General features: G+C 68.5%; 20 protein-coding genes. 19 read left to right on the top strand and 1 reads right to left on the bottom strand.

Annotated features, from left to right (window positions below; all coding sequences use genetic code 11):
- Positions 1-37 precede the first annotated feature (37 nt).
- From C8K38_RS06870 to secA, 19 genes are all read left to right on the top strand, one after another.
- Positions 38-430 carry a DUF3499 domain-containing protein gene (locus C8K38_RS06870; protein WP_097210545.1) on the top strand — a complete coding sequence of 131 codons (393 nt, stop codon included), beginning with the start codon at positions 38-40 and terminating at the stop codon, positions 428-430.
- 71 nt (positions 431-501) lie between these two features.
- Positions 502-1,866 (top strand): phosphomannomutase/phosphoglucomutase, encoded by a 1,365-nt coding sequence (locus C8K38_RS06875; protein ID WP_097210546.1) that lies wholly within the window; start codon positions 502-504, stop codon positions 1,864-1,866.
- Between the two features lie 59 nt (positions 1,867-1,925).
- On the top strand, positions 1,926-3,038 hold the full coding sequence (locus tag C8K38_RS06880; protein WP_097210547.1) for a tobH protein: 1,113 nt from the start codon (positions 1,926-1,928) through the stop codon (positions 3,036-3,038).
- Complete coding sequence (gene manA, locus C8K38_RS06885; RefSeq protein ID WP_097210548.1) at positions 3,038-4,270, top strand: mannose-6-phosphate isomerase, class I; 1,233 nt, start codon at positions 3,038-3,040, stop codon at positions 4,268-4,270. The genes C8K38_RS06880 and manA overlap by 1 nt, the downstream gene beginning before the upstream one ends.
- Positions 4,271-4,335: 65 nt before the next feature.
- On the top strand, positions 4,336-5,256 hold the full coding sequence (locus C8K38_RS06890; protein ID WP_097210549.1) for a cation diffusion facilitator family transporter: 921 nt from the start codon (positions 4,336-4,338) through the stop codon (positions 5,254-5,256).
- A gap of 83 nt (positions 5,257-5,339) precedes the next feature.
- A complete protein-coding gene (locus tag C8K38_RS06895) occupies positions 5,340-6,869 on the top strand; it encodes an amino acid permease (RefSeq protein ID WP_097210550.1) in 1,530 nt (509 codons plus the stop codon).
- 204 nt (positions 6,870-7,073) lie between these two features.
- Positions 7,074-8,288: an alkane 1-monooxygenase gene (locus C8K38_RS06900; protein WP_097210551.1), complete on the top strand. Its 1,215-nt coding sequence runs from the start codon at positions 7,074-7,076 to the stop codon at positions 8,286-8,288.
- Positions 8,289-8,290: 2 nt separating this feature from the next.
- Entirely contained in the window at positions 8,291-8,455 is a 165-nt protein-coding gene (locus tag C8K38_RS06905) for a rubredoxin (RefSeq protein ID WP_097210552.1), read from the top strand.
- A complete protein-coding gene (locus C8K38_RS06910) occupies positions 8,455-8,628 on the top strand; it encodes a rubredoxin (RefSeq protein ID WP_027500191.1) in 174 nt (57 codons plus the stop codon). Before C8K38_RS06905 ends, C8K38_RS06910 begins: the two co-directional genes overlap by 1 nt.
- Entirely contained in the window at positions 8,625-9,863 is a 1,239-nt protein-coding gene (locus tag C8K38_RS06915; protein WP_257017107.1) for an NAD(P)/FAD-dependent oxidoreductase, read from the top strand. Before C8K38_RS06910 ends, C8K38_RS06915 begins: the two co-directional genes overlap by 4 nt.
- Positions 9,864-9,871: 8 nt before the next feature.
- A complete protein-coding gene (locus tag C8K38_RS06920; RefSeq protein ID WP_097210555.1) occupies positions 9,872-10,510 on the top strand; it encodes a TetR/AcrR family transcriptional regulator in 639 nt (212 codons plus the stop codon).
- A gap of 67 nt (positions 10,511-10,577) precedes the next feature.
- Entirely contained in the window at positions 10,578-12,059 is a 1,482-nt protein-coding gene (gene ahcY / locus C8K38_RS06925; protein WP_097210556.1) for an adenosylhomocysteinase, read from the top strand.
- Between the two features lie 11 nt (positions 12,060-12,070).
- On the top strand, positions 12,071-12,712 hold the full coding sequence (locus C8K38_RS06930; protein WP_097210557.1) for a dTMP kinase: 642 nt from the start codon (positions 12,071-12,073) through the stop codon (positions 12,710-12,712).
- A 65-nt stretch (positions 12,713-12,777) separates the two neighbouring features.
- Positions 12,778-13,455 carry an MtrAB system response regulator MtrA gene (mtrA, locus tag C8K38_RS06935; RefSeq protein ID WP_097210558.1) on the top strand — a complete coding sequence of 226 codons (678 nt, stop codon included), beginning with the start codon at positions 12,778-12,780 and terminating at the stop codon, positions 13,453-13,455.
- The gene (gene mtrB, locus C8K38_RS06940; protein WP_097210559.1) at positions 13,452-15,185 is read left to right on the top strand and encodes an MtrAB system histidine kinase MtrB; all 1,734 of its coding nucleotides are present in this window, start codon (positions 13,452-13,454) and stop codon (positions 15,183-15,185) included. The genes mtrA and mtrB overlap by 4 nt, the downstream gene beginning before the upstream one ends.
- Complete coding sequence (gene lpqB / locus C8K38_RS06945) at positions 15,182-16,933, top strand: MtrAB system accessory lipoprotein LpqB (protein ID WP_097210560.1); 1,752 nt, start codon at positions 15,182-15,184, stop codon at positions 16,931-16,933. Before mtrB ends, lpqB begins: the two co-directional genes overlap by 4 nt.
- A gap of 30 nt (positions 16,934-16,963) precedes the next feature.
- Positions 16,964-17,623: a ComF family protein gene (locus C8K38_RS06950; RefSeq protein ID WP_097210561.1), complete on the top strand. Its 660-nt coding sequence runs from the start codon at positions 16,964-16,966 to the stop codon at positions 17,621-17,623.
- A gap of 171 nt (positions 17,624-17,794) precedes the next feature.
- Positions 17,795-18,469, top strand: a complete 675-nt coding sequence (hpf, locus tag C8K38_RS06955; protein ID WP_097210562.1) for a ribosome hibernation-promoting factor, HPF/YfiA family — start codon at positions 17,795-17,797, stop codon at positions 18,467-18,469.
- 111 nt (positions 18,470-18,580) lie between these two features.
- Positions 18,581-21,373, top strand: a complete 2,793-nt coding sequence (gene secA, locus C8K38_RS06960) for a preprotein translocase subunit SecA (protein WP_097210563.1) — start codon at positions 18,581-18,583, stop codon at positions 21,371-21,373.
- 5 nt (positions 21,374-21,378) lie between these two features.
- Here the strand turns inward: secA and C8K38_RS06965 are convergent, their stop codons facing one another.
- Positions 21,379-21,885, bottom strand: a complete 507-nt coding sequence (locus tag C8K38_RS06965; RefSeq protein WP_097210564.1) for an Rv3235 family protein — start codon at positions 21,883-21,885, stop codon at positions 21,379-21,381.
- Positions 21,886-21,989: the final 104 nt, after the last annotated feature.

A 21,989-nucleotide genomic window follows, 5' to 3' on the forward strand; every position in this document is an offset into this window, starting at 1 on the left:
GTAGGAGCCTGCGGGTCTGCCAGCTACCCTCATCAGCGTGAGAGCACTGCGTCGATGCTGCCGGCCTGGGTGTAAGAACCCCGCCGTTGCGACGCTGACGTATGTCTATTCGGACTCGACGGCAGTGGTCGGTCCGCTCGCCACCGTCGACGAGCCCCATTCCTGGGATCTGTGCGAGACGCATGCTTCCCGGATCACCGCGCCGAAGGGCTGGGAGTTGGTCCGCTACGAGGGCGGTTTCTCCACCACCACCCCGGACGAGGACGACCTCACGGCACTCGCCGAGGCCGTCCGCGAGGCGGGTATGCCCGAGCGTGCATCCGTCGATTCCGTGGCGTCGGGTTCGGTGGAAACGGCACACGCGCCTGCCCCGGCCCCGCGCACCGGTCGTCGCGGCCATCTGCGGGTTCTGCCCGATCCCACGAACTGACCCGCGCGGCACCTGGCACTAGGCTGGCGGTGCACCGATCAAGACCGTCCCCGAACGCAGGAGTTATCGCAGTGGCACGTCCCGCCGAATCCGTCCATGCCGTCATCAAGGCATACGACGTCCGCGGAGTGGTGGGCGAACAGATCGATGTCGACTTCGTGCGTGATGTCGGTGGCGCGTTTGCCCGCCTGGTCCGCGCCGGCGCCGACCGCGTGGCCATCGGCTACGACATGCGGGAGTCGTCGCCGGAGCTCGCGAACGCGTTCGCCGACGGAGTGACGGCCCAGGGGCTCGACGTCGTCCTCATCGGCCTCGCCTCCACCGATCAGCTGTACTTCGCGTCGGGGTTGCTCGATTGTCCGGGTGCCATGTTCACCGCGAGCCACAACCCCGCGAAGTACAACGGGATCAAGCTGTGCCGTGCGGGCGCCAAGCCGGTCGGACAGGACACAGGGCTGGCGACGATCTCGGCCGAGGTCATCGAGGGCGTGCCCGGCTACGACGGTGAGGCGGGCTCGGTCAGCGAGCAGGATGTGCTCGCCGAGTACGCCGACTTCGTCCGAGGCCTCGTCGACCTGTCGTCGATGAAGCCGATGTCGGTCGCGGTGGACGCGGGTAACGGCATGGGCGGGCACACGGTCCCGGCCGTGTTCGAACCGCTGCCGCTGAGCGTGGATCCGATGTACTTCGAGCTCGACGGGAACTTCCCGAACCACGAGGCCAACCCGCTCGACCCCAAGAACCTGGTCGACCTGCAGGAGCGGATCCGGCAGACCGGCGCGGACATCGGCCTCGCCTTCGACGGCGACGCGGACCGTTGCTTCGTCGTCGACGAGCTCGGCAACCCGGTGTCCCCGTCCGCGGTGACGGCACTGGTCGCGGAGCGGGAGCTCGCCAAGGAGCCCGGCGCCACGATCATCCACAACCTCATCACCTCCAGGGCGGTGCCCGAGTTGGTGACCGAGCTCGGCGGCACTCCGGTGCGGACCAGGGTCGGGCACTCCTTCATCAAGCAGCAGATGGCGGAGACTGGCGCGATCTTCGGCGGCGAGCACTCGGCGCACTACTACTTCCGCGACTTCTGGGGCGCCGACTCCGGCATGCTCGCCGCGCTGCACGTACTCGCGGCGCTCGGCGAGCAGGACCGACCGCTATCCGACCTGATGAAGAGCTACGAGCGCTACGAGGCCTCGGGCGAGATCAACTCGACGGTCGCCGACGCCGCCGAACGGACCGCCGCCGTCCTCGCCGCCTTCTCGGGCCGCACGAAGTCCGTCGACCGCCTCGACGGTGTCACGGTCAATCTCGGCCAGGGCGCGTGGTTCAATCTGCGCGCCTCGAACACCGAGCCCTTGCTGCGGCTGAACGTGGAAGCACGGACGGTCGAAGAGGTCGAAGCGCTGGTGGCTGAGATACTTGGTGTCGTGCGCGCCTAGCGGACACGGGAAGAGCCGTAGAATTCTTGCCCCGGGCAGAGCGAGAGAGGAAGGACGCCATGACGGCTCCGTCACACCTTCTCGACCTCGATGACTCCGCAAGCGTCACCGCAGCCGATTCCGAGGGATCGCTGCGGTCCGCCGCGCTCGGTGGCGCGCAGGTGCGGGCCACCGCGGAGTCGGTCAACGAGGGCGCCCTCGATCGGATCAGGGATCTCCGCCCGCGCAGCATCGTCCTGGTGACGGGCGGTGGCCGCGCAGGCCGGGCCGCCTCGGTGCTCACCGGTGCGCTCGGCGCCCGGATCGGCGTGCCGATCCTGCACCTGCCCGCGGTCCCGCCGTGGGTCGGCTCGCTCGATGTCGTGGTCGTCGCCGGCGAGGACGCGGGGGATCCACTGTTGCTGTCCGCGGTCGATTCGGCTCTGCGCCGGGGCGCCGAGGTAGTGATCGCCGCGCCGGACGAGGGGCCGCTCCGCGCAGCGGGTGCCGGACGGGCGATGCAGCTGCCGCCGCGCATTCGCGTCGCCGATCAGCACGGGTTCCTGCGGTACCTGTCCGCCGGTCTCGCGGTGCTGACCGTGCTCGGGCCGTCGCGCACCGACAACCTGCTGCCTGACTTACACGAACTCGCCGACGCGGTCGACGCGGAGGCGCTGCGCGGGCACCCGGCCAACGAGGTGTTCCACAATCCCGCGAAGTCACTGGCTGTCCGCATGGGTGGACGCCGGGTGGTGCTCGCCGGAGACGGCCCGGCAACCGGCGCGCTCGCACGGCACGGAGCCGAGGTGCTCATGCGCACCGCGGGCGCGGTGGTCGCGGCGGCCGACCTCAGCGATGTGGTGGCCTCGGCCACACGATTCGCGTCCGGCGGATCCGTCGCGGACGCGGCTGGATACGATCCGATCTTCCATGACGAGGAACTCGACGGTCCGCCACCGAGCAATCCGGTGCGGGTCTTCGTGCTGTCCAGCGCGGCCACCAAGGCCGCGGCATCGCGCAGGATCGCGGTCCTGCGCGATGCCGAGCTGGTGCTCGCCGTGGAGGACGACGAAGAGATCGACAAGGGGGGCCGGGAGATGGCTGGGGAGCGCACCGAGATCGAGCAGCTGGCGGTGACGGCCGTGCGCCTGGAGATGGCCGCGGCCTATCTGCAGTTGATCGGCGGTAGCTAGTGCAGTTGCTCGAAGGCGCGCTGCGCACCTATGCCTGGGGTTCGCGCACCGCTATCGCCGAACTGTGTGGCAGGCCCGTGCCGTCGAACCATCCGGAGGCCGAGGTCTGGCTCGGCGCCCATCCGGCCGACCCGGCACGTCTGCTCGGCGGCGCGGACCCGGTCTCGCTGCTCGAGGCGGTCGACGCCGACCCGGCCGGCCAGCTCGGTGACCGGGCGCGGGCCGAGTTCGGTGACCGGTTGCCGTTCCTGCTCAAGCTGCTCGCCGCCGAGGAACCGCTGTCGCTGCAGGCCCACCCGAGCGCGATTCAGGCCAAGGAGGGCTTCCAGCGCGAGGAGGCCGCCGGGATTCCGCTCGACTCACCGGTACGCAACTACCGCGACGACAGTCACAAGCCGGAACTGGTGGTGGCGCTGACCCGGTTCGAGGTGCTCGCCGGGTTCCGGGATCCGCATCGGACCATCGAGTTGCTCATGGCACTCGAGGTGCCCGCGCTCGATCACTACATCGCTCTCCTTGCGGGACAGCCCGATTCGTCGGGTTTGCGGGCGCTGTTCACCACCTGGATCACGCTGCCCCCGCCCGCGCTCGAAGCGCTGCTCCCACAGATTCTCGAGGGTTGTGTTCGGTACCTGTCGGGTGGGCCCGGCTCGCGCGCGTACACCGCGGAGCTGCGGACCGTGCTCGGTCTGGGCGAGTCCTACCCGGGCGACGCGGGCGTGCTGGCCTCGTTGCTGTTGAACCGGATCACCCTGCAGCCGGGCGAGGGCCTCTACGTCGCGGCCGGGAACCTGCACGCGTACCTGCACGGGCTCGCTGTCGAGGTGATGGCGAACTCGGACAACGTGTTGCGTGGCGGGCTCACCCCCAAGCACGTCGACGTGCCAGAACTGTTACGGGTGCTCGACTTCGAGCCGCTCACCGGGCCGGTGCTGACGCCGTCCGCGGTCCCCGGTGCCGCCACCGTCGTCTACGAGACGCCCGCCCCCGAGTTCGCGCTGACGCGGGTGGACCTGGACCGATCCGGCGATCGGCACCCCGCCTCGGTGGAGTTCGAACTCGCCGGACCGCGGATACTGTTGTGCACCTCCGGATCTGTCACACTTCGGAGCGGCGGAAAGACCCTGGATCTCGAGCAGGGCGGCGCGGCGTGGATCGCGGCCTCGGATCCCGAGCTCGTGGCCGTCGCCCGGACCTCGACCGCGCAGGTGTTCAGCGCCGCTGTCGGGTGAACACCCCCTAGTCAGGTTTGATCGATGCCCGGGTCGCAGATGCGATCGGGGAGAGGAGAACTGCTGTGTCCGCTCATGGTGGCAAGAAGGCGATCGTCGCGGCATTGCTCGCGAACGCCGGTATCGCGGTGGCGAAGTTCGTCGGCTTCCTCATCACCGGTTCCTCGTCGATGCTCGCCGAGTCGGTGCACTCGGTCGCGGATACCTCGAACCAGGGTCTGCTGCTGTTCGGGCAGGCCAGGGCGAATCGGGCGGCCACCAGGCTGCATCCGTTCGGGTACGGCCGCAACCGTTACTTCTACTCCTTCGTCGTGGCCCTGGTGCTGTTCACCCTCGGCTCGATGTTCGCCATCTACGAGGGCATCCACAAGATCCAGCATCCGGAGGACCTGACGTCCCCGATCGTGGCCGTGATCATCCTGGTGATCGCGATCGGGCTGGAGACCTTCAGCTTCCTCACCGCCGTCAAGGAATCCCGTCCGCTCAAGGGGCAGGCCGGCTGGTGGCACTTCATCCGGACCTCGCGCAGCCCTGAGCTGCCCGTCGTGCTGCTCGAGGACACCGGCGCGCTCGTCGGCCTGGTCCTCGCGCTCGGTGGTGTCGGCCTGTCGATGCTCACCGGGAACCCGGTCTTCGACGGCATCGGCACGCTCTGCATCGGTGTCCTGCTCGGCATCATCGCGGTCATCCTGATCATCGAGATGAAGAGCCTGCTGATCGGCGAGGGTGCCACGGAGGACGACGAGGAGCGGATCCTGGCCGCGCTGGTCGACGGCAAGCAGATCGACCGGGTCATCCACTGCAAGACCCAGTACCTCGGTCCCGAGGAGATGCTCGTCGCCGCGAAGGTGGCGATCGCGCCCGGATCCGATATCGAGACCGTCGCGGCCGCGATCGACGAGGCAGAGGCCCGGGTGCGCGCCGCGGTCCCGTTGGCCCGGGTCATCTACCTCGAGCCTGACCTGTACCGGGAACCCGCCTCGTAGCCGACGCGCCACCGCGGCGAAACCTCGTGTGAGGGGTGCCGGGCGCAATAGGCTTGGCCGCATTCCCTCACGAGGAGGTAGCGATGGGATCCGGGATTTTCAGAACGAAGTCGGTCGAGCAGTCGATCGCGGACACCGACGAGCCGGACAGCAAGCTCCGGAAGGATCTCACGGCTTGGGACCTGACGGTCTTCGGCGTCGCGGTGGTCGTCGGTGCGGGCATCTTCACGCTGACCGCGCGCACCGCGGGCAATGTTGCCGGGCCTTCGGTCTCGCTGGCGTTCGTGCTCGCCGCCATCGCGTGTGGACTGGCCGCGCTGTGTTACGCGGAGTTCGCCTCGACCGTCCCGGTCGCCGGCAGCGCGTACACCTTCTCCTACGCCACGTTCGGCGAGTTCGTCGCCTGGATCATCGGCTGGGACCTCATCCTGGAATTCGCCCTTGCCGCCTCGGTGGTGGCCAAGGGGTGGTCGCTGTACCTAGGCAATGTGATCGGCGCCGAAGGGTCGACGGTGATCTCGATGGGGCCGGTGGACATGGACTGGGGTTCGATCCTGCTGATCGCGGCCCTGACCGTCATCCTCGTGACCGGCACCAAGCTGTCATCGCGGGTGTCCGCAGTGATCACCGGCATCAAGGTCGGCGTGGTGCTGCTGGTGATCGTCGTCGGTGCCTTCTACATCAACAAGGACAACTATTCGCCGTACATCCCGCCGTCGCAGCCGGGCAGTACCGGCGAGGGCATCCACCAGTCGCTGTTCTCCTACCTCACGGGCGCGGGTGGCAGCACCTACGGCTGGTACGGCCTGCTTGCCGCCGCCAGCCTGGTGTTCTTCGCGTTCATCGGATTCGACGTCGTGGCCACCACGGCGGAGGAGACCAAGAACCCGCAGAAGGCGCTGCCGAGAGGCATCATCGCCTCCCTCCTGATCGTGACCGTCCTGTACGTCGCGGTGACGCTGGTGCTCACCGGCATGGTCAAGTACACCGACCTCGCGGGCGAGAACTCGACGCTGGCGACGGCGTTCGAGTACCACGGCATCACCTGGGCGCAGTGGGTGATCAACCTGGGTGCCCTGGCCGGCCTGACCACCGTGGTGATGGTGATGCTGCTGGGCCAGACCCGGGTGCTGTTCGCGATGTCGCGGGACGGGCTGATGCCGCGCCAACTGGCGCACACCGGGCGCAACGGGACCCCGGTGCGGATCACCGTCATCGTCGGTGTCGTCTCCGCGCTGCTCGCCGGCTTCTTCCCGATGGGGACCCTCGAGGAGATGGTCAACATCGGCACCCTGTTCGCGTTCGTGCTGGTGTGCCTCGGCGTGATCGTCCTGCGTCGTACCCGGCCGGACCTGCCGCGCGGCTTCCGGGTCCCGCTGGTCCCGCTGGTGCCGATCCTCGCGGTGCTGGCCTGCCTGTGGCTGATGCTCAACCTGTCGGTGGAGACCTGGATCCGTTTCGTCGTCTGGATGGCGATCGGCATCGTCGTCTATTTCCTCTACGGGTACCGGCATTCGATGGTGGGCCTACGTGGCAGGCCCCAGCCGGGGGTGGAGGCCGAGGCACTCGGTCACCTCGGTGGTCCGGAGGGGCCAGGCGGGGTCGGGCTCTGACCCCTGGCCGACCAGGCCGAACCGTTGTGCTGCGAACACCCCGCCGGATCCCGGCGGGGTGTTCTGCGTTCATCGGTCGGATTCCCTCGCGTGTACAAATCATTCGATTTGTATAGACAGCAGACGGAAGGTGGCATATCGTCTATTTCTACGTGGCCCACCTCACAGCGCCGGGCCCCGTTCCCAGAGGAGGCAGTCGTGGCAATGCAGGTCGATCCGGGGGCGCAGGCACCCGCCGAGCAGTGGCGAGACAAGAAGCGGCATCTGTGGTTGCTGGGGCTGATCCCGCCGACCGCCGTCTTCCTCGCGGCCGGACTGGTCTGGGGATTCAACGAGCTGGGCTGGTCCGCGGTCTCGCCGGTGTGGTGGTGGATCGGGCCGATCCTCGTCTACGGGCTGCTGCCGGTGCTCGACATCTTCTTCGGGCCGGACGGCCAGAACCCGCCGGAAGAGGTGATGGAGCGGCTCGAGAACGACAAGTACTACCGGTACTGCACGTACGTCTACATCCCGTTCCAGCTCGCGAGCCTGGTGTTCGCCTGCTACCTGTGGACCGCGGACAACCTCGCCTGGCTGGGTATCGAGGGCGGCCTGGGGCTCGCCTCCAAGATCGGACTCGCGCTCAGCATCGGGGTGATGGGAGGCATCGGCATCAACACCGCCCACGAACTCGGTCACAAGAAGGACGAGCTCGAGCGCTGGCTGTCCAAGATCACCCTGGCCCAGACCTTCTACGGGCACTTCTACATCGAGCACAACCGCGGCCACCACGTTCGCGTGTCCACCCCGGAGGACCCGGCCAGTGCCCGATTCGGCGAGACCTTCTGGTCCTTCCTGCCGCGCAGCGTCTGGGGCAGCCTGAAGTCGTCGTGGGAGCTGGAGAAGGCCCGCATGGAGCGCCTCGGCAAGAGCGCGTGGAGCATCCACAACGACGTGCTCAACGCCTGGCTGATGTCCGCCGTCCTGTACGTCGCGCTCGTCGCCGGGTTCGGCTGGGAGGTGCTGCCCTTCCTGCTACTGCAGGCCGTCTACGGATTCTCGCTGCTCGAGACCGTGAACTACCTCGAGCACTACGGACTGCTTCGTCAGAAGACCGCCAGTGGCCGCTACGAGCGCTGCGCCCCGGTGCACAGTTGGAACTCGGATCACATCTGCACCAACATCTTCCTGTACCACCTGCAGCGGCACAGCGACCATCACGCCAATCCGACGCGGCGCTACCAGACGCTGCGCAGCATGGACGGCGCCCCTAACCTGCCGAGCGGCTACGCCAGCATGATCTCCCTCGCGTACTTCCCGCCGGTTTGGCGCAAGGTGATGGACAAGCGTGTCCTCGACCACTACGACGGCGACATCACCCGGGTGAACGTCCAGCCGGCCAAGCGTGAGCGGATCCTCGCCCGCTACGGGGCGGCGTGATCATGGCTGCCTATCAGTGCCCGGTGTGCGACTACCGCTACGACGAACTGAAAGGTGCCCCGCGAGAAGGATTCCCGGCAAACACCCCATGGGATTCGGTTCCCGACGACTGGTGCTGCCCGGACTGCGGAGTGCGGGAGAAGATCGATTTCGAGAGGACTGAATGATGAAGCTCTACCGCTGTGTCCAGTGTGGTTTCGAGTACGACGAGGAACTGGGGTGGCCCGAGGACGGCATCGCGCCCGGCACCCGCTGGGACGACATTCCCGATGACTGGAGCTGTCCCGACTGTGGCGCGGCCAAGGCCGATTTCGAGATGGTCGAGGTTGCCCGCTCGTGAGCTCCATCGTGATCGTGGGCACCGGGGTAGCCGGGATCACCGCTGCCGAAACGCTACGGGCGGAGGGCTTCTCGGGAGCGGTGACCGTGATCGGCGACGATCCCGCGCATCCGTACCGCCGGCCCGCCCTCTCGAAGGACTTGCTGCTCGGGACGATGCCCGCGGAGAAGGCCCGGCTCCGCGCGGCCGACTACTGGACCGAGCGAGCGATCGAGTTCCGCACGTCGGTGGCCGTCATCTCGATCGACCTGGCCGGCCGATCGGTCCGGCTCGACACCGGCGAGGAGCTGCCGTACGACGCCCTGCTCCTCGCGACCGGCGGCCGGGCGCGCGGCATCGAGCACTCGGCCGGTGACGCGGTGCTGGCGCTGCGGTCGATGCACGACGTGGCACCGCTGCGTGCCGCCATCGACCGGACCAATTCGATCCTGGTGATCGGGGCGGGCCTGATCGGTTCCGAGGTCGCCGCCACCGCCAGGGGCCTCGGTGCCGAGGTGACGATGCTCGAAGCGGCGCCCGCGCCGCTGCACCGGGTACTCCCGCCGCAGGTCGGCGCGCTGTACGAGCAGATCCACCGCGAAAACGGCGTGGCGCTGCACACCTCGGTGCGGCTCGCCGAGCTCGCCTCGGACGGCGCGGGCGGGGTGCGTGCCACCGCCGACGACGGGACGGTGTGGTCCGCGGGCGCGGCGCTGCTCGCGGTCGGAATGGTGCCGAACACGCTCCTCGCGGAGCGGGCCGGGCTCGCCACCGCGGACGGAATCGTGGTGGACGAGCGCCACGCCACCTCCGAGCCCGGTGTGTATGCGGCGGGGGACGTGGCCAACTGCCCGAATCTCGTGCTGGGCGGCAGGCATCGAACCGAGCACTGGAACTCCGCGCAGACCCAGGGCGCCGGGGCCGCGCGGGCAATGCTCGCGGGCCTGGCGGGCGCGGAGCCCGCTCCGGCCCGCGAGGTGCCCTGGTGCTGGTCCTCGCAGTACGGGCTCAATCTCCAGATCGCGGGGTGGCCGCAGGCCGACGACGACACCGTCGTTCGGGGCAGCATCGCCGGGCGTGATTTCACCCTGCTCGCGCGGCGGGACGGCCGCCTGGTCGGCGCGGTGACCCTCGGCAGGCCCAAGGACCTCCGCGCCGCGCGAGTCCTGATCGGCGAGCACCCGACGATCGATCCGGCGCTCCTGGCGGATGAGAGCCAGGACCTCACGGCGTTGAGTCAGCGGGTTCCTGTTTGACGGCCCGGATGCATGCTGCCACTCTCGCCACCATGGCACCGACGAACCGAATCCCGTTCCAACAGGCGACCCGCACACTGCTGCGGGATTCGGTTCTCGGCGCGATGCGGGATCTGCTGTCGGTCAAGGACTGGTCCGAGGTGACCATGACCGACATCGCGGCCGAAGCCGGGGTCAGCAGGCAGACCGTCTACAACGAGTTCAAGTCCAGGCAGGGTCTCGCGCAGGCGTACGCATTGCAGTTGGCGGACCGCTTCGTCGGGGCCATCGAGGACTCCATCTACGGCAACGTGGGTCTGCCGCACGTGGGGCTGGTCGAGGCGTTCACCACGTTCTTCCAGCAGAGTGCCTCCGATCCGCTGGTCCAGTCGCTGCTCACCGGGGAAGCCAAGCCGGACCTGCTGCGGCTGATCACCACCGACAGTGCCCCGCTGCTCGACCACGCCTCGGCAAGGCTCGCGGAAACATTGGAGCGCAGCTGGATTCAGGCTTCGCCTGCCGATGCCGGAGTCCTCAGTCGGGGGATCGTCAGGTTGGCGATCAGCTACATCTCGATGCCGCCGGATTCCGATCGCAACGTCGCCGAGGACCTGGCCCGGATCTTCGTGCCCTTCATCGAGGCGATCGTCGGCGCCGCCGAGGCGTAACTCGCGCGCCCGCCCCAGGAGGAAACCCGATAGCCTTACCCGAGATATCGGCAACCAGGAGAGGCAGATGACGACCTCAGTGTCTGAGAACAAGCTCGAGGCGGATACCCGCAACGGAATCGACTACAAGGTGGCGGACCTTTCGCTCGCCGAGTTCGGCCGCAAGGAGATCCGTCTCGCCGAGCACGAGATGCCGGGCCTGATGGCCCTTCGTCGTGAGTACGCCGAGGTCCTGCCGCTCAAGGGTGCCCGCATCTCCGGGTCATTGCACATGACGATCCAGACCGCCGTGCTGATCGAGACGCTGGCCGCGCTCGGCGCCGAGGTCCGCTGGGCCTCGTGCAACATCTTCTCCACCCAGGATCACGCCGCGGCCGCGATCGTCGTCGGCCCGCACGGCACCCCGGAGGAGCCCAAGGGCATCCCCGTGTTCGCCTGGAAGGGCGAGACGCTGGATGAGTACTGGTGGGCCGCCGAGCAGATGCTCACCTGGCCGGGCGAGCCCGCGAACATGATCCTCGACGACGGCGGCGACGCCACCATGCTGGTGCTCAAGGGCGCGCAGTTCGAGAAGGCGGGCGTCGTGCCGCCCACCGACGACGAGCACGACTCGGACGAGTACAAGGTGTTCCTCGCGCTGCTGCGTCAGTCGCTCGAGGCGGACAAGTCCAAGTGGACGACCATCGCGGAGTCCGTCAAGGGCGTCACCGAGGAGACCACCACCGGCGTGCTGCGCCTGTACCAGGTGGCCGCGGCCGGTGAGCTCACGTTCCCGGCCATCAACGTCAACGACTCGGTCACCAAGAGCAAGTTCGACAACAAGTACGGCACCCGGCACTCGCTGCTCGACGGCATCAACCGCGGCACCGACGTGCTGATCGGCGGCAAGGCGGCGCTGGTCTGTGGCTACGGCGACGTCGGCAAGGGCTGCGCCGAGGCGCTGCGCGGCCAGGGCGCGCGGGTCGCGGTCACCGAGATCGACCCCATCAACGCCCTGCAGGCGCTGATGGACGGCTTCGAGGTCAAGACGGTGGAGGAGGCGATCGGCTGGGCCGACATCGTCATCACCTCGACCGGTAACAAGGACATCATCACCTTCGAGCACATGAAGCAGATGAAGCACCAGGCGATCCTGGGCAACATCGGTCACTTCGACAACGAGATCGACATGGCAGGTCTGGAGCGGGCGGCCGACGTCACCCGCATCAACATCAAGCCGCAGGTCGACGAGTTCACGTTCGCGGACGGCCACTCGATCATCGTGCTGTCCGAGGGACGCCTGCTGAACCTGGGCAACGCCACCGGCCACCCCTCGTTCGTGATGAGCAACAGCTTCTCCAACCAGGTCATCGCCCAGATCGAGCTGTGGACGAAGCCGGACGAGTACGACAACGAGGTCTACCGCCTGCCCAAGCACCTGGACGAGAAGGTCGCGAAGATCCACGTCGAGGCGCTCGGCGGCTCCCTGACCAAGCTCTCCAAGGACCAGGCCGAGTACATCGGCGTGGACGTCGAGGGCCCGTACAAGCCCGAGCACTACCGGTACTGAGCAACACCGCAGTGGGAACACTGATCGCGCTGGAGGGTCTCGATGGCGCGGGCAAGCGGACGCTGGTCGACAAGCTCGTCTCCGAGCTCACGTCGGCCGGCGTCCGCGTCGCTGTGGACACCTTTCCCCGCTACGGCGTCTCGATCCACGCGGATCTCGCCGCCGAGGCGCTGAAGGGCGCCCACGGTGACCTGGCCGAGTCGGTCAACGCGATGGCCGTGCTCTTCGCACTCGACCGAGGCGGCGCGGTGGCGGAACTGACGGACCTGCTTGAGCGACACGACATCGTGCTGCTCGACAGGTACGTGGCCTCCAACGCGGCCTACGGTGCGGCCCGCCTGCGGCAGGGGCCGGACGGCGAGTTCGTCCGTTGGGTGCGCGAGCTGGAGTTCGATCGCCTCGGCCTGCCGCGGCCGGCGCTGCAGATGCTGCTCGACGTGCCGGTCGAACTGGCGCGGGCGCGGGCGCTGGCCAGGGAGGCCTCCGACTCGACCCGCGAACTCGACGCCTATGAGCGGGACTCGGACCTGCAGACCAGGACCGGTGCGGTGTACCGGGGACTGGCGAAGCGGGAGTGGGTCTCGAGCTGGAAGCTGATCGACCCGAACGTCGATCCGGCGGCACTCGCCGCGGATCTGGCACAGTGGATATGACGACACACTGCGCCGGACCCCACGCAACGACGGGTTCCGGCGTCCCGAGATGACACGATAGGGATATGAAGCCACGCATTCTGGTTGTCGATGACGACACGGCTCTGGCCGAGATGCTCACCATCGTGCTCCGTGGGGAGGGCTTCGAGCCCTTCGTCGTCGGGGACGGCACGCAGGCGCTGACCGCGGTCCGAGAGATCCGACCCGACCTGGTGCTCCTGGACCTGATGCTGCCGGGGATGAACGGCATCGACGTGTGCCGGGTGCTGCGTGCCGATTCCGGGGTCCCGATCGTGATGCTGACCGCCAAGACGGACACCGTCGATGTGGTGCTCGGGCTCGAGTCGGGTGCCGACGACTACATCATGAAGCCCTTCAAGCCGAAGGAGCTCGTCGCCCGCGTGCGGGCCCGGCTACGGCGCACCGAGGACGAGCCGGCCGAGCTGCTCAGCATCGCGGACATCGTCATCGACGTGCCCGCCCACAAGGTCACCCGTGAGGGCCAGCTCATCGCCCTCACGCCCCTCGAGTTCGACCTCCTCGTCGCCCTGGCCCGCAAGCCCCGCCAGGTCTTCACCCGCGAGGTCCTGCTCGAGCAGGTGTGGGGATATCGCCACGCCGCCGACACCCGCCTGGTCAACGTCCACGTCCAGCGGCTGCGCGCCAAGGTCGAAACCGATCCTGAGAATCCCGAAGTGGTGCTCACGGTCAGGGGGGTCGGCTACAAGGCCGGACCGCCGTGATCCGATTCTCTCGTACGCGGCGGCGTATCAACGGAACGTTCACGCCGCTGCTGCGTCGTTGCAAGGACCTGAGTCAATTGCTCGGGCATCTGTGGCGGCGTTCCCTGCAGCTCCGGGTCGTGGTCTCGACCCTGACGCTGTCGCTGGTGGTCATCACCATTCTCGGCGTGGTGCTGACCAGCCAGATCACCGATCGGCTGCTCGAGGCGAAGATCACCGCCGCCACCGAGGAGATGGACCGTGCGCGAAGCACCGTGCAGAACGAGTTGGCGGGAGCCGACGACGGCACCTCGCTCGAGACCCAGCTCGACGGGGCGCGCGCGGCGCTGACGAATCGGGAGAGTGATGCGGGCGCGGCCTCGGGCGCCGCGGGCACCTTCACTCCCGTCCTGGTGGCACCGGCTGTGCCGCCACATCAAACCGAGTCGAGCGGCCCGATCGGGCAGATCCCGGACAACCTCCGAGAGTTCGTCAGGAAGGATCAGGTCAGCTACCAGTTCGCGACGGTCTCGGATCCGGAGGGCTACTCCGGTCCGGCGCTGATCGTCGGCAGCCCGGTGGCGTCCGACGTTGCCGGCCTGCAGCTGTACCTGGTGTTCCCGCTGGCGGCCGAGGAGAAGAGCCTGTCGCTGATGCGCGGCACGATGCTCATCGGCGGCGCGGTGCTGTTGGTGTTGCTGGCCGCGATCTCGATGTTGGTCGCGCGTCAGGTGGTGCTCCCGATCCGGTCGGCTTCGCGGATCGCGGAGCGCTTCGCGGACGGCAGGCTCAAGGAACGGATGCCGGTCCGCGGCGAGGACGACATGGCCAGGTTGGCCGTCTCCTTCAACGACATGGCGGAGAGCCTGTCCAAACAGATCACTCAGCTCGAGGAGTTCGGCAACCTGCAGAAGCGGTTCACCTCGGATGTGAGCCACGAGCTGCGGACCCCGCTGACCACCGTGCGGATGGCCGCCGAGTTGATCCACGACGGCAGTGCGGACCTGGATCCGGCGATGCGGCGTTCCTCCCAGCTGCTCGTCGCCGAGCTGGACCGGTTCGAGTCGCTGCTGAACGACCTGCTGGAGATCAGCCGCCACGACGCGGGCGTCGCCGAGCTGTCCAACGAACAACTCGACCTGCGGATGAGCGCGCGGGCCGCGGTGTCGACGATCCGTCATCTCGCCCGTGAGTCCTCGACCGAGCTGATCCTCGATCTGCCGGACGAGCCGGTGATCGCGTCCGTAGATCCGCGCCGGGTCGAGCGCATCCTGCGGAACCTGCTCGCCAACGCGATCGACCACGGGGAGGGCAAGCCGGTGTTGCTGCGGCTGCGCGCGGATGCCGACGCGGCGGCGTTCATCGTGCGGGATCAGGGGATCGGACTTCGCCCAGGCGAGGAGAAGCTGGTGTTCAACAGGTTCTGGCGGTCGGACCCATCCCGGGTGCGCCGCTCCGGGGGAACCGGGCTCGGCCTGGCCATCAGCCTCGAGGACGCGCGGCTGCACGACGGCCGACTCGAGGCGTGGGGCGAGCCGGGGGAGGGCGCATGCTTCCGGTTGACGCTGCCCCTGGTGCGCGGCCACAAGATCACCAGCAGTCCGCTGCCGCTGAAGCCGTCGACCCGCAAACACGCTCAGGGTCAGCCGATTCCGGGGACCGCCCGATCCAACGACGGGCTCGAGACGCGGAGCGAGTCGCTCGACCCGGATGAGGCGAGCAGCGTGCCGATGCTCAGGGAGCGGCCATGAGGGTACGAATCGCCGCGGCGCTGGCGTCGGTTTTCCTGCTTGCCGGCTGCGCCAGCCTCCCCGACTCGTCCACCCCGCAGGCGATCGGCACCATCGCGCCCAGCCCTGTCACCGGGGAGGTGCCGGTGCCGCTGCCCGGCCGCGAGCCGAACCTGCTGCTGCGGGACTTCTTCGCGGCCAGCACGGACCCGCTGAACCGGCATGCCGCGGCACGCCAGTTCCTGACCCCGGCTGCGGCGGAGCGCTGGGACGACGCCGCGAGCACGACCATCGTCGACAAGGTGGACGTGCTCGAGGAACAGCGCAATGGCGACACGGCCACCTTCACCATCCGCGCGAACAAGGTCGGTCAGCTCGAACCCGGCGGCTCCTATCAGGCGACCGAGGGGAGTTTCGAGGCCAAGGTCCACCTGCACCGAACCGACGGTCAGTGGCGGATCGACGAACTCCCGCCCGGCGTGATCATGGACCGGCCGCAGTTTCTCAAGACCTATCAGCGCAACGCCCTGTACTTCGTCGCTCCCGGCGAGAACATGGTGGTTCCCGACCTGCGCTGGATCTCGGCGCGCCAGGAGAACCTCCCGGAGCGGCTGGTGGACCTGCTGATCGCGGGCCCCAAGGCGGTGCTGGCGAACGCGGTCGAGAACGAGCTGGCAGGCCTGTCGCGGCGCGGGCCGGTCACCAAGGCCGACGGCCGCACCGAGGGCGTCGGCATCGGGTTCGGCGGCGTCCGCATCGACTTCCAGGGCGCGCAGGGACTCGACCAGCACCAGCGCGAGCTGCTGGCGGCGCAGGTCGTGTGGACCCTCGCCACGGCCGAGATCTCCGGGCCGTATGTGCTGCTCGCGGACGGCAAGCCGCTCGACGAGCGGTTCCCGCAGGGATGGAGCACCGCCGACGTCGCCTCGACCAACCCGACCGCCTCGGTGAGCGGGGTCGTCGGGCTGAACGCGCTGCGGGACGGGGCGTTGGTCAGCGTGACCGATACCGGCGTGTCGCCGAGGCCCGGCTACTTCGGCTCGGCGACGAGCCTCGAGTCGATCGCGTTGTCCCGGGACGGCAGATGGGCTGCGGGCGTGTCGGCGGCGGGACGGGCGTCCGGGACGGTCCGGACGCTGATGGCGGGACCGATCGACGGTGACGCGGTGCCGCTGCTCCAGGGCGGGTCCATCACCAGGCCCACCTGGTCGCCCGACAACGGGTCCATCTGGGCGGTGGTGGACGGTTCCCGGGTGGTGCGCGCCGAGCGGGACCCGGCAGGCCAGATGTCCGTTCAGCCCGTCGACTCGGCCGCGATCGCCGGGCTGGGCGGGTCCATCACCGAACTGCGGCTGTCCCGAGACGGGGTGCGGGCGGCGATCATCGTCGACGGCAAGGTGTACGTGGCGACCGCAGAGCGTCGTCCGGACGGCCAGTATCAGCTCACGAATCCACGGCCGGCCGCGGTCGGTCTCGGCAGCCCGGCGGTGGCTCTGGACTGGAGTGGTGCCGACTCCGTGGTGGTGGTCCGGGCGGCGTCCGAGATCCCGGTGGTCATGGTGTCGCAGGACGGCTCCCGGATGGACGCGCTGCCGAGCCGGAACCTGACGTCGCCGGTGGACTCCGTCGACGCCTCCCCGACGACGGTGTTCGTCGGAGACGCGCGCGGGGTGTTCCAGCTCAACAACAACGACCCGGCGTCCGATCGGTACTGGCGTGAGGTGCCCGGACTGACCGGTGTCAAGGCCACCCCCGTGCTGCCCGGCTGACTGTCGTAGCGCGGGTGCACACTGCGGTGCATGCGCGCGCTCGTCGACCTGATCCTGCCCCGCGAGTGCGGCGGCTGCGGGGCGGTCGGCACCGATTGGTGTGACCGCTGCCGGGCGGAGCTGTCGGGCGATCCGGTGCGGCTCGCTCCCCGGCTCGATCCGGGGGTTCCGGCCTGGGCGCTGGGGCGGTACACGGGTCCGCGACGGAGCGCGGTGATCGCCGCCAAGGAGCGCGGACGCCGGGACCTGGCGAGGCCGCTGGGGCAGGCGCTGGCCGGTGCTCTTGGGCGGCTTCGAGAACTCGGCGAGATCGACCCGCCGGAACTCGCCGGATTGGCCTTGGTGCCGGCGCCGACCCGGGCGAGGGCGGCGCGGGTGCGTGGGGGAGACCCGGTGACCCGGGCGGCGCTCGCGGCGGTGTCGGCGCTGTCGCCCGAACCGGTTGCGGTGTTGCCGATTCTGAAACTTGCTCGGGGAGTTCGGGATTCGGTCGGACTCTCGGCGCGGGCGCGCGTCGAGAACCTGTCGGGTCGGATCGTGGTGGCCCCCGGTGCGCGAACCGGCCGGTCTGCTTGCGTGGTGCTCGTCGACGACGTTCTGACGACCGGGGCGACGGCCGCGGAGTCCGTGCGGGTGCTCGCCGGGAGCGGTGTCAGGGTCGATGCCGTGCTTGTGATCGGCGCCGCATGAATCAATCGGGGAGAACGCTGGCACTCGCGTCCAACTCGGACTAGCGTCGCCAACACAACCGACGACACGGGCGGGAGGTGATACCCCAAACCTGGCGCCGGGCGGTCCCCTCCCGGCGCAGATCACCCGCCGACTGTCACCGCGGTGACACGGCCGTAACCTGGAGGTACCGTGACGAACCCTTCAAAAGCCTCGGTTTTTTTCGAAGAAGAGACGGACTCGGCCGGGCAGCCTGACGGCCCGCGCGCCGACATTGTGGTGAAGGGCCGCAATGTCGAGGTCCCCGACCACTTCCGTGTGTATGTCTCAGAGAAGCTGGCTCGGCTCGAGCGCTTCGATCCCACGATCTACCTCTTCGATGTGGAGCTCTATCACGAGCGCAATCGACGGCAGGCCAAGAGCTGCCAGCGCGTCGAGATCACCGCCAGGGGCAAGGGCCCCGTCGCCAGGGCTGAGGCCACCGCCGACAGTTTCTACGCGGCATTCGAGGGCGTGACCACCAAGCTGGAGAGCAGACTGCGCCGCACCAAGGATCGGCGCCGCGTCCACTACGGCGACAAGACACCGGTCTCGGTGGCCGAGGCGACCGCGGCGCTCGCCGAGGACGATTCCCTGGCGATTTCGCCCGACCTGTCACTCGAATCCGAGACCGCGCCGCCCGACGGCCCAGGTCAGGTCGTGCGGACCAAGGTGCACACCGCAGCACCGATGAGCGTCGATGACGCCCTGTACGAGATGGAACTGGTCGGCCACGACTTCTTCCTGTTCCACGACAAGGAATCGGATCGGCCCTCTGTCGTCTACCGGCGACACGCGTTCGACTATGGCCTGATCCGACTGGCCTGACCCCGGTCAATTGAGTTAACGCCTACCATGGAGCCGGTTGGGAGAGAACTCTCCCGACCGGCTCCACCATGTACACCACCTGCCCGCCGAGGATTGAGGACGTTTAAGCCCGTGCCGTCGTTGTCGCTTTCGAAGCTGCTCCGTGTTGGTGAAGGTCGCATGGTCAAGCGGCTCAAGCACATCGCCGAGCACGTATCCACCCTCTCGCCCGACGTGGAGGCCCTGTCCGACGCCGAACTCCACGCGAAGACTGCGGAGTTCCGGGAGCGGTACGCCCGCGGGGAGACCCTCGACGAGCTGCTGCCCGAGGCGTTCGCCGCGGCACGGGAGGCTTCCTGGCGGGTGCTCGGCCAGAAGCACTACACCGTCCAGGTCATGGGCGGCGCGGCGCTGCACTTCGGGAACGTCGCCGAGATGAAGACCGGTGAGGGCAAGACCCTCACCTGTGTGCTCCCGGCCTACCTCAACGCGATCGCGGGCGACGGCGTGCACGTGGTCACGGTCAACGACTACCTGGCCAAGCGCGACTCCGAGTGGATGGGCCGTGTGCACCGCTTCCTCGGACTCGACACCAGCGTGATCCTGTCGGGGATGACCCCGGCCGAGCGGCGCTCGGCGTACGCGGCCGACATCACCTACGGCACCAACAACGAGTTCGGCTTCGACTACCTGCGCGACAACATGACGCACAGCCTCGACGACCTGGTGCAGCGCGGCCACAACTTCGCCATCGTCGACGAGGTCGACTCGATCCTCATCGACGAGGCCCGCACGCCGCTGATCATCTCCGGCCCGGCCGACGCCTCCAGCAAGTGGTACGGCGAGTTCGCCCGCATCGCGCCGCTGCTCAAGCGCGATGTGCACTACGAGGTCGACATCAAGAAGCGCACTGTCGGCGTGCACGAGGCGGGCGTCGAACTCGTCGAGGATCAGCTCGGCATCGACAACCTCTACGAGGCCGCGAACTCGCCGCTGGTCAGCTACCTGAACAACGCCGTCAAGGCCAAGGAGCTCTACCAGAAGGACAAGGACTACATCGTCCGCGACGGCGAGGTCATCATCGTCGACGAGTTCACCGGACGCATCCTGGTCGGACGCCGCTACAACGAGGGCATGCACCAGGCCATCGAGGCCAAGGAAAAGGTCGAGATCAAGGCCGAGAACCAGACGCTCGCCACGATCACCCTGCAGAACTACTTCCGTCTCTACGACAAGCTCTCGGGCATGACCGGTACGGCCGAGACGGAAGCCGCCGAGTTGCACCAGACCTACGGCCTCGGCGTGATCCCGATCCCGACGAACCGTCCGATGGTCCGAGTCGACCAGGGCGACCTGATCTACAAGACCGAGGAGGCGAAGTTCGCCGCCGTCGTAGACGATGTCGCCGAGCGCCACGCGAAGGGCCAGCCGGTCCTCATCGGTACCACCAGCGTCGAGCGCTCCGAGTACCTGTCGAAGCAGTTCACCAAGCGCGGCGTCGCGCACAGCGTCCTCAACGCGAAGTTCCATGAGCAGGAGGCGACCATCGTCGCCGAGGCCGGCCGCACCGGTGCGGTCACCGTGGCCACCAACATGGCCGGCCGTGGCACCGACGTCGTGCTGGGCGGAAACCCCGACATCCTCGCCGACCTGCATCTGCGCAAGCAGGGGCTGGACCCGGTCGAGACCCCCGACGAGTACGAGGCCGCGTGGGAGCCCGCCCTCGAGGAGGTCAAGGCCCAGGTCAAGGCCGACGCGGAGGATGTGCGCGAGGCCGGCGGACTGTACGTGCTCGGCACCGAGCGGCACGAGTCGCGCCGCATCGACAACCAGCTCCGAGGCCGTTCCGGCCGCCAGGGCGACCCGGGCGAGTCCCGCTTCTACCTGTCGCTCGGCGACGAGCTGATGCGACGGTTCAACGGTGCCGCGCTGGAGTCGATCATGACGCGCCTCAACCTTCCCGACGACGTGCCGATCGAGGCGAAGATGGTCTCCAAGGCCATCAAGAGCGCGCAGACGCAGGTAGAGCAGCAGAACTTCGAGATCCGCAAGAACGTCCTGAAGTACGACGAGGTGATGAACCAGCAGCGCACGGTCATCTACGCCGAGCGTCGCCAGATCCTCGAGGGCGAGGACATGGAGGGCCAGGTCGAGGGCATGATCACCGACGTGGTCACCGCCTACGTCGACGGCGCCACTGCTGAGGGCTATGTGGAGGATTGGGACCTCGAGCAGCTGTGGACGGCGCTCAAGACGCTGTACCCGGTCGGCATCGACCACAAGGAGCTGACCGGCGAGACCGAGATCGGCGAGCGCGGCGATCTCACCCGCGAGGAACTGCGCGAGGCGCTGCTGGCGGACGTGCGGGCGGCCTACGACGCGCGCGAGCGACAGATCGACGAGATCGCAGGCGAGAACGGGATGCGTGAACTCGAGCGTCGCGTGCTGCTGTCGGTTCTCGACCGCAAGTGGCGTGAGCACCTCTACGAGATGGACTACCTCAAGGAGGGCATCGGCCTGCGGGCGATGGCCCAGCGTGACCCGCTGGTCGAATACCAGCGCGAGGGCTTCGACATGTTCACCGCAATGCTGGAGGGGCTGAAGGAGGAGTCGGTCGGATTCCTGTTCAACCTTCAGGTCGAGGCCGCGCCCGCGGCCGAACCGGAGCACTCGGGTTGGACGGCCGCCGCCACCGCGGCGCGTCAGGCGCCCGCCGTGCTGCCGACCGAGGAGCCCGCTCCCGCGGCCCCTGCCGCGCCTGCCGCGCTGCGTGCCAAGGGGCTCGATGCGTCGGAGGAGACCAGGCTGACCTACTCGGGTCCCGCCGAGGACGGCAACGCTCAGGTCCGCCGGACCGCCGCGGGTGCCGGCGAGGGTTCCCGACGCGAGCGCCGACAGGCCGGACGGTCCAAGCGCAAGAAGTGACGGCCTCAGCCGACCTGAAGTGATGTGACACGCCAGCCGCCCCATCCGAGGGCGGCTGGCGTGCGTTCGAGGCGGGCCGCGACGGCGAACATCCGCGGCCCGCGCGAGTAGCTGCCGAACACCTCGGCGGAGTCGGCACCGCTCGGTCGCAGATGTACGCGGCCCAGGCAGGCGACGCCGAGCCCTCGGGCGGGCAGGGGTCGCTGGGCCAGCGTGCCGACGAGCCCGACCAGCGCCGGCGCCAGCAGCGGCCGCAGTTGCGCGGGGGGACGCCGACGGTCGAGTACCTCGAGCGTCAGCCGGAGGGCGTGCTCGGCGAACCGTTGCGCGTCGGGGTCGATGGCGACGGCCTCGGCCGGTGGCCTCCCGTGACCGCGGCCGCTGACGGGGGATCGACCGCTGTGCGGCGAGCGGGTCGGAGCGCGGTGTGCGGCCGCTCGAGGCTCCGTCCGGCCCGCAATGGGCGGTTCGCATCGAGGGGCCTGGGTCAAGAACCTGTGGGTGTCACGCATGAGGGACGTCTCCTGTCTCGACGGGCGGCTCGTGACGAGTCGCCGGGCAGCGGTGCCGAGTCCGAGGAGAGGCCGGACGGACTGAAGGATCGCACGGATCAGGA

The sequence above is a fragment of the Rhodococcus sp. OK611 genome, assembly GCF_003050885.1.
GTDB classification, from domain to species: Bacteria; Actinomycetota; Actinomycetes; order Mycobacteriales; family Mycobacteriaceae; genus Rhodococcus_G; species Rhodococcus_G oryzae.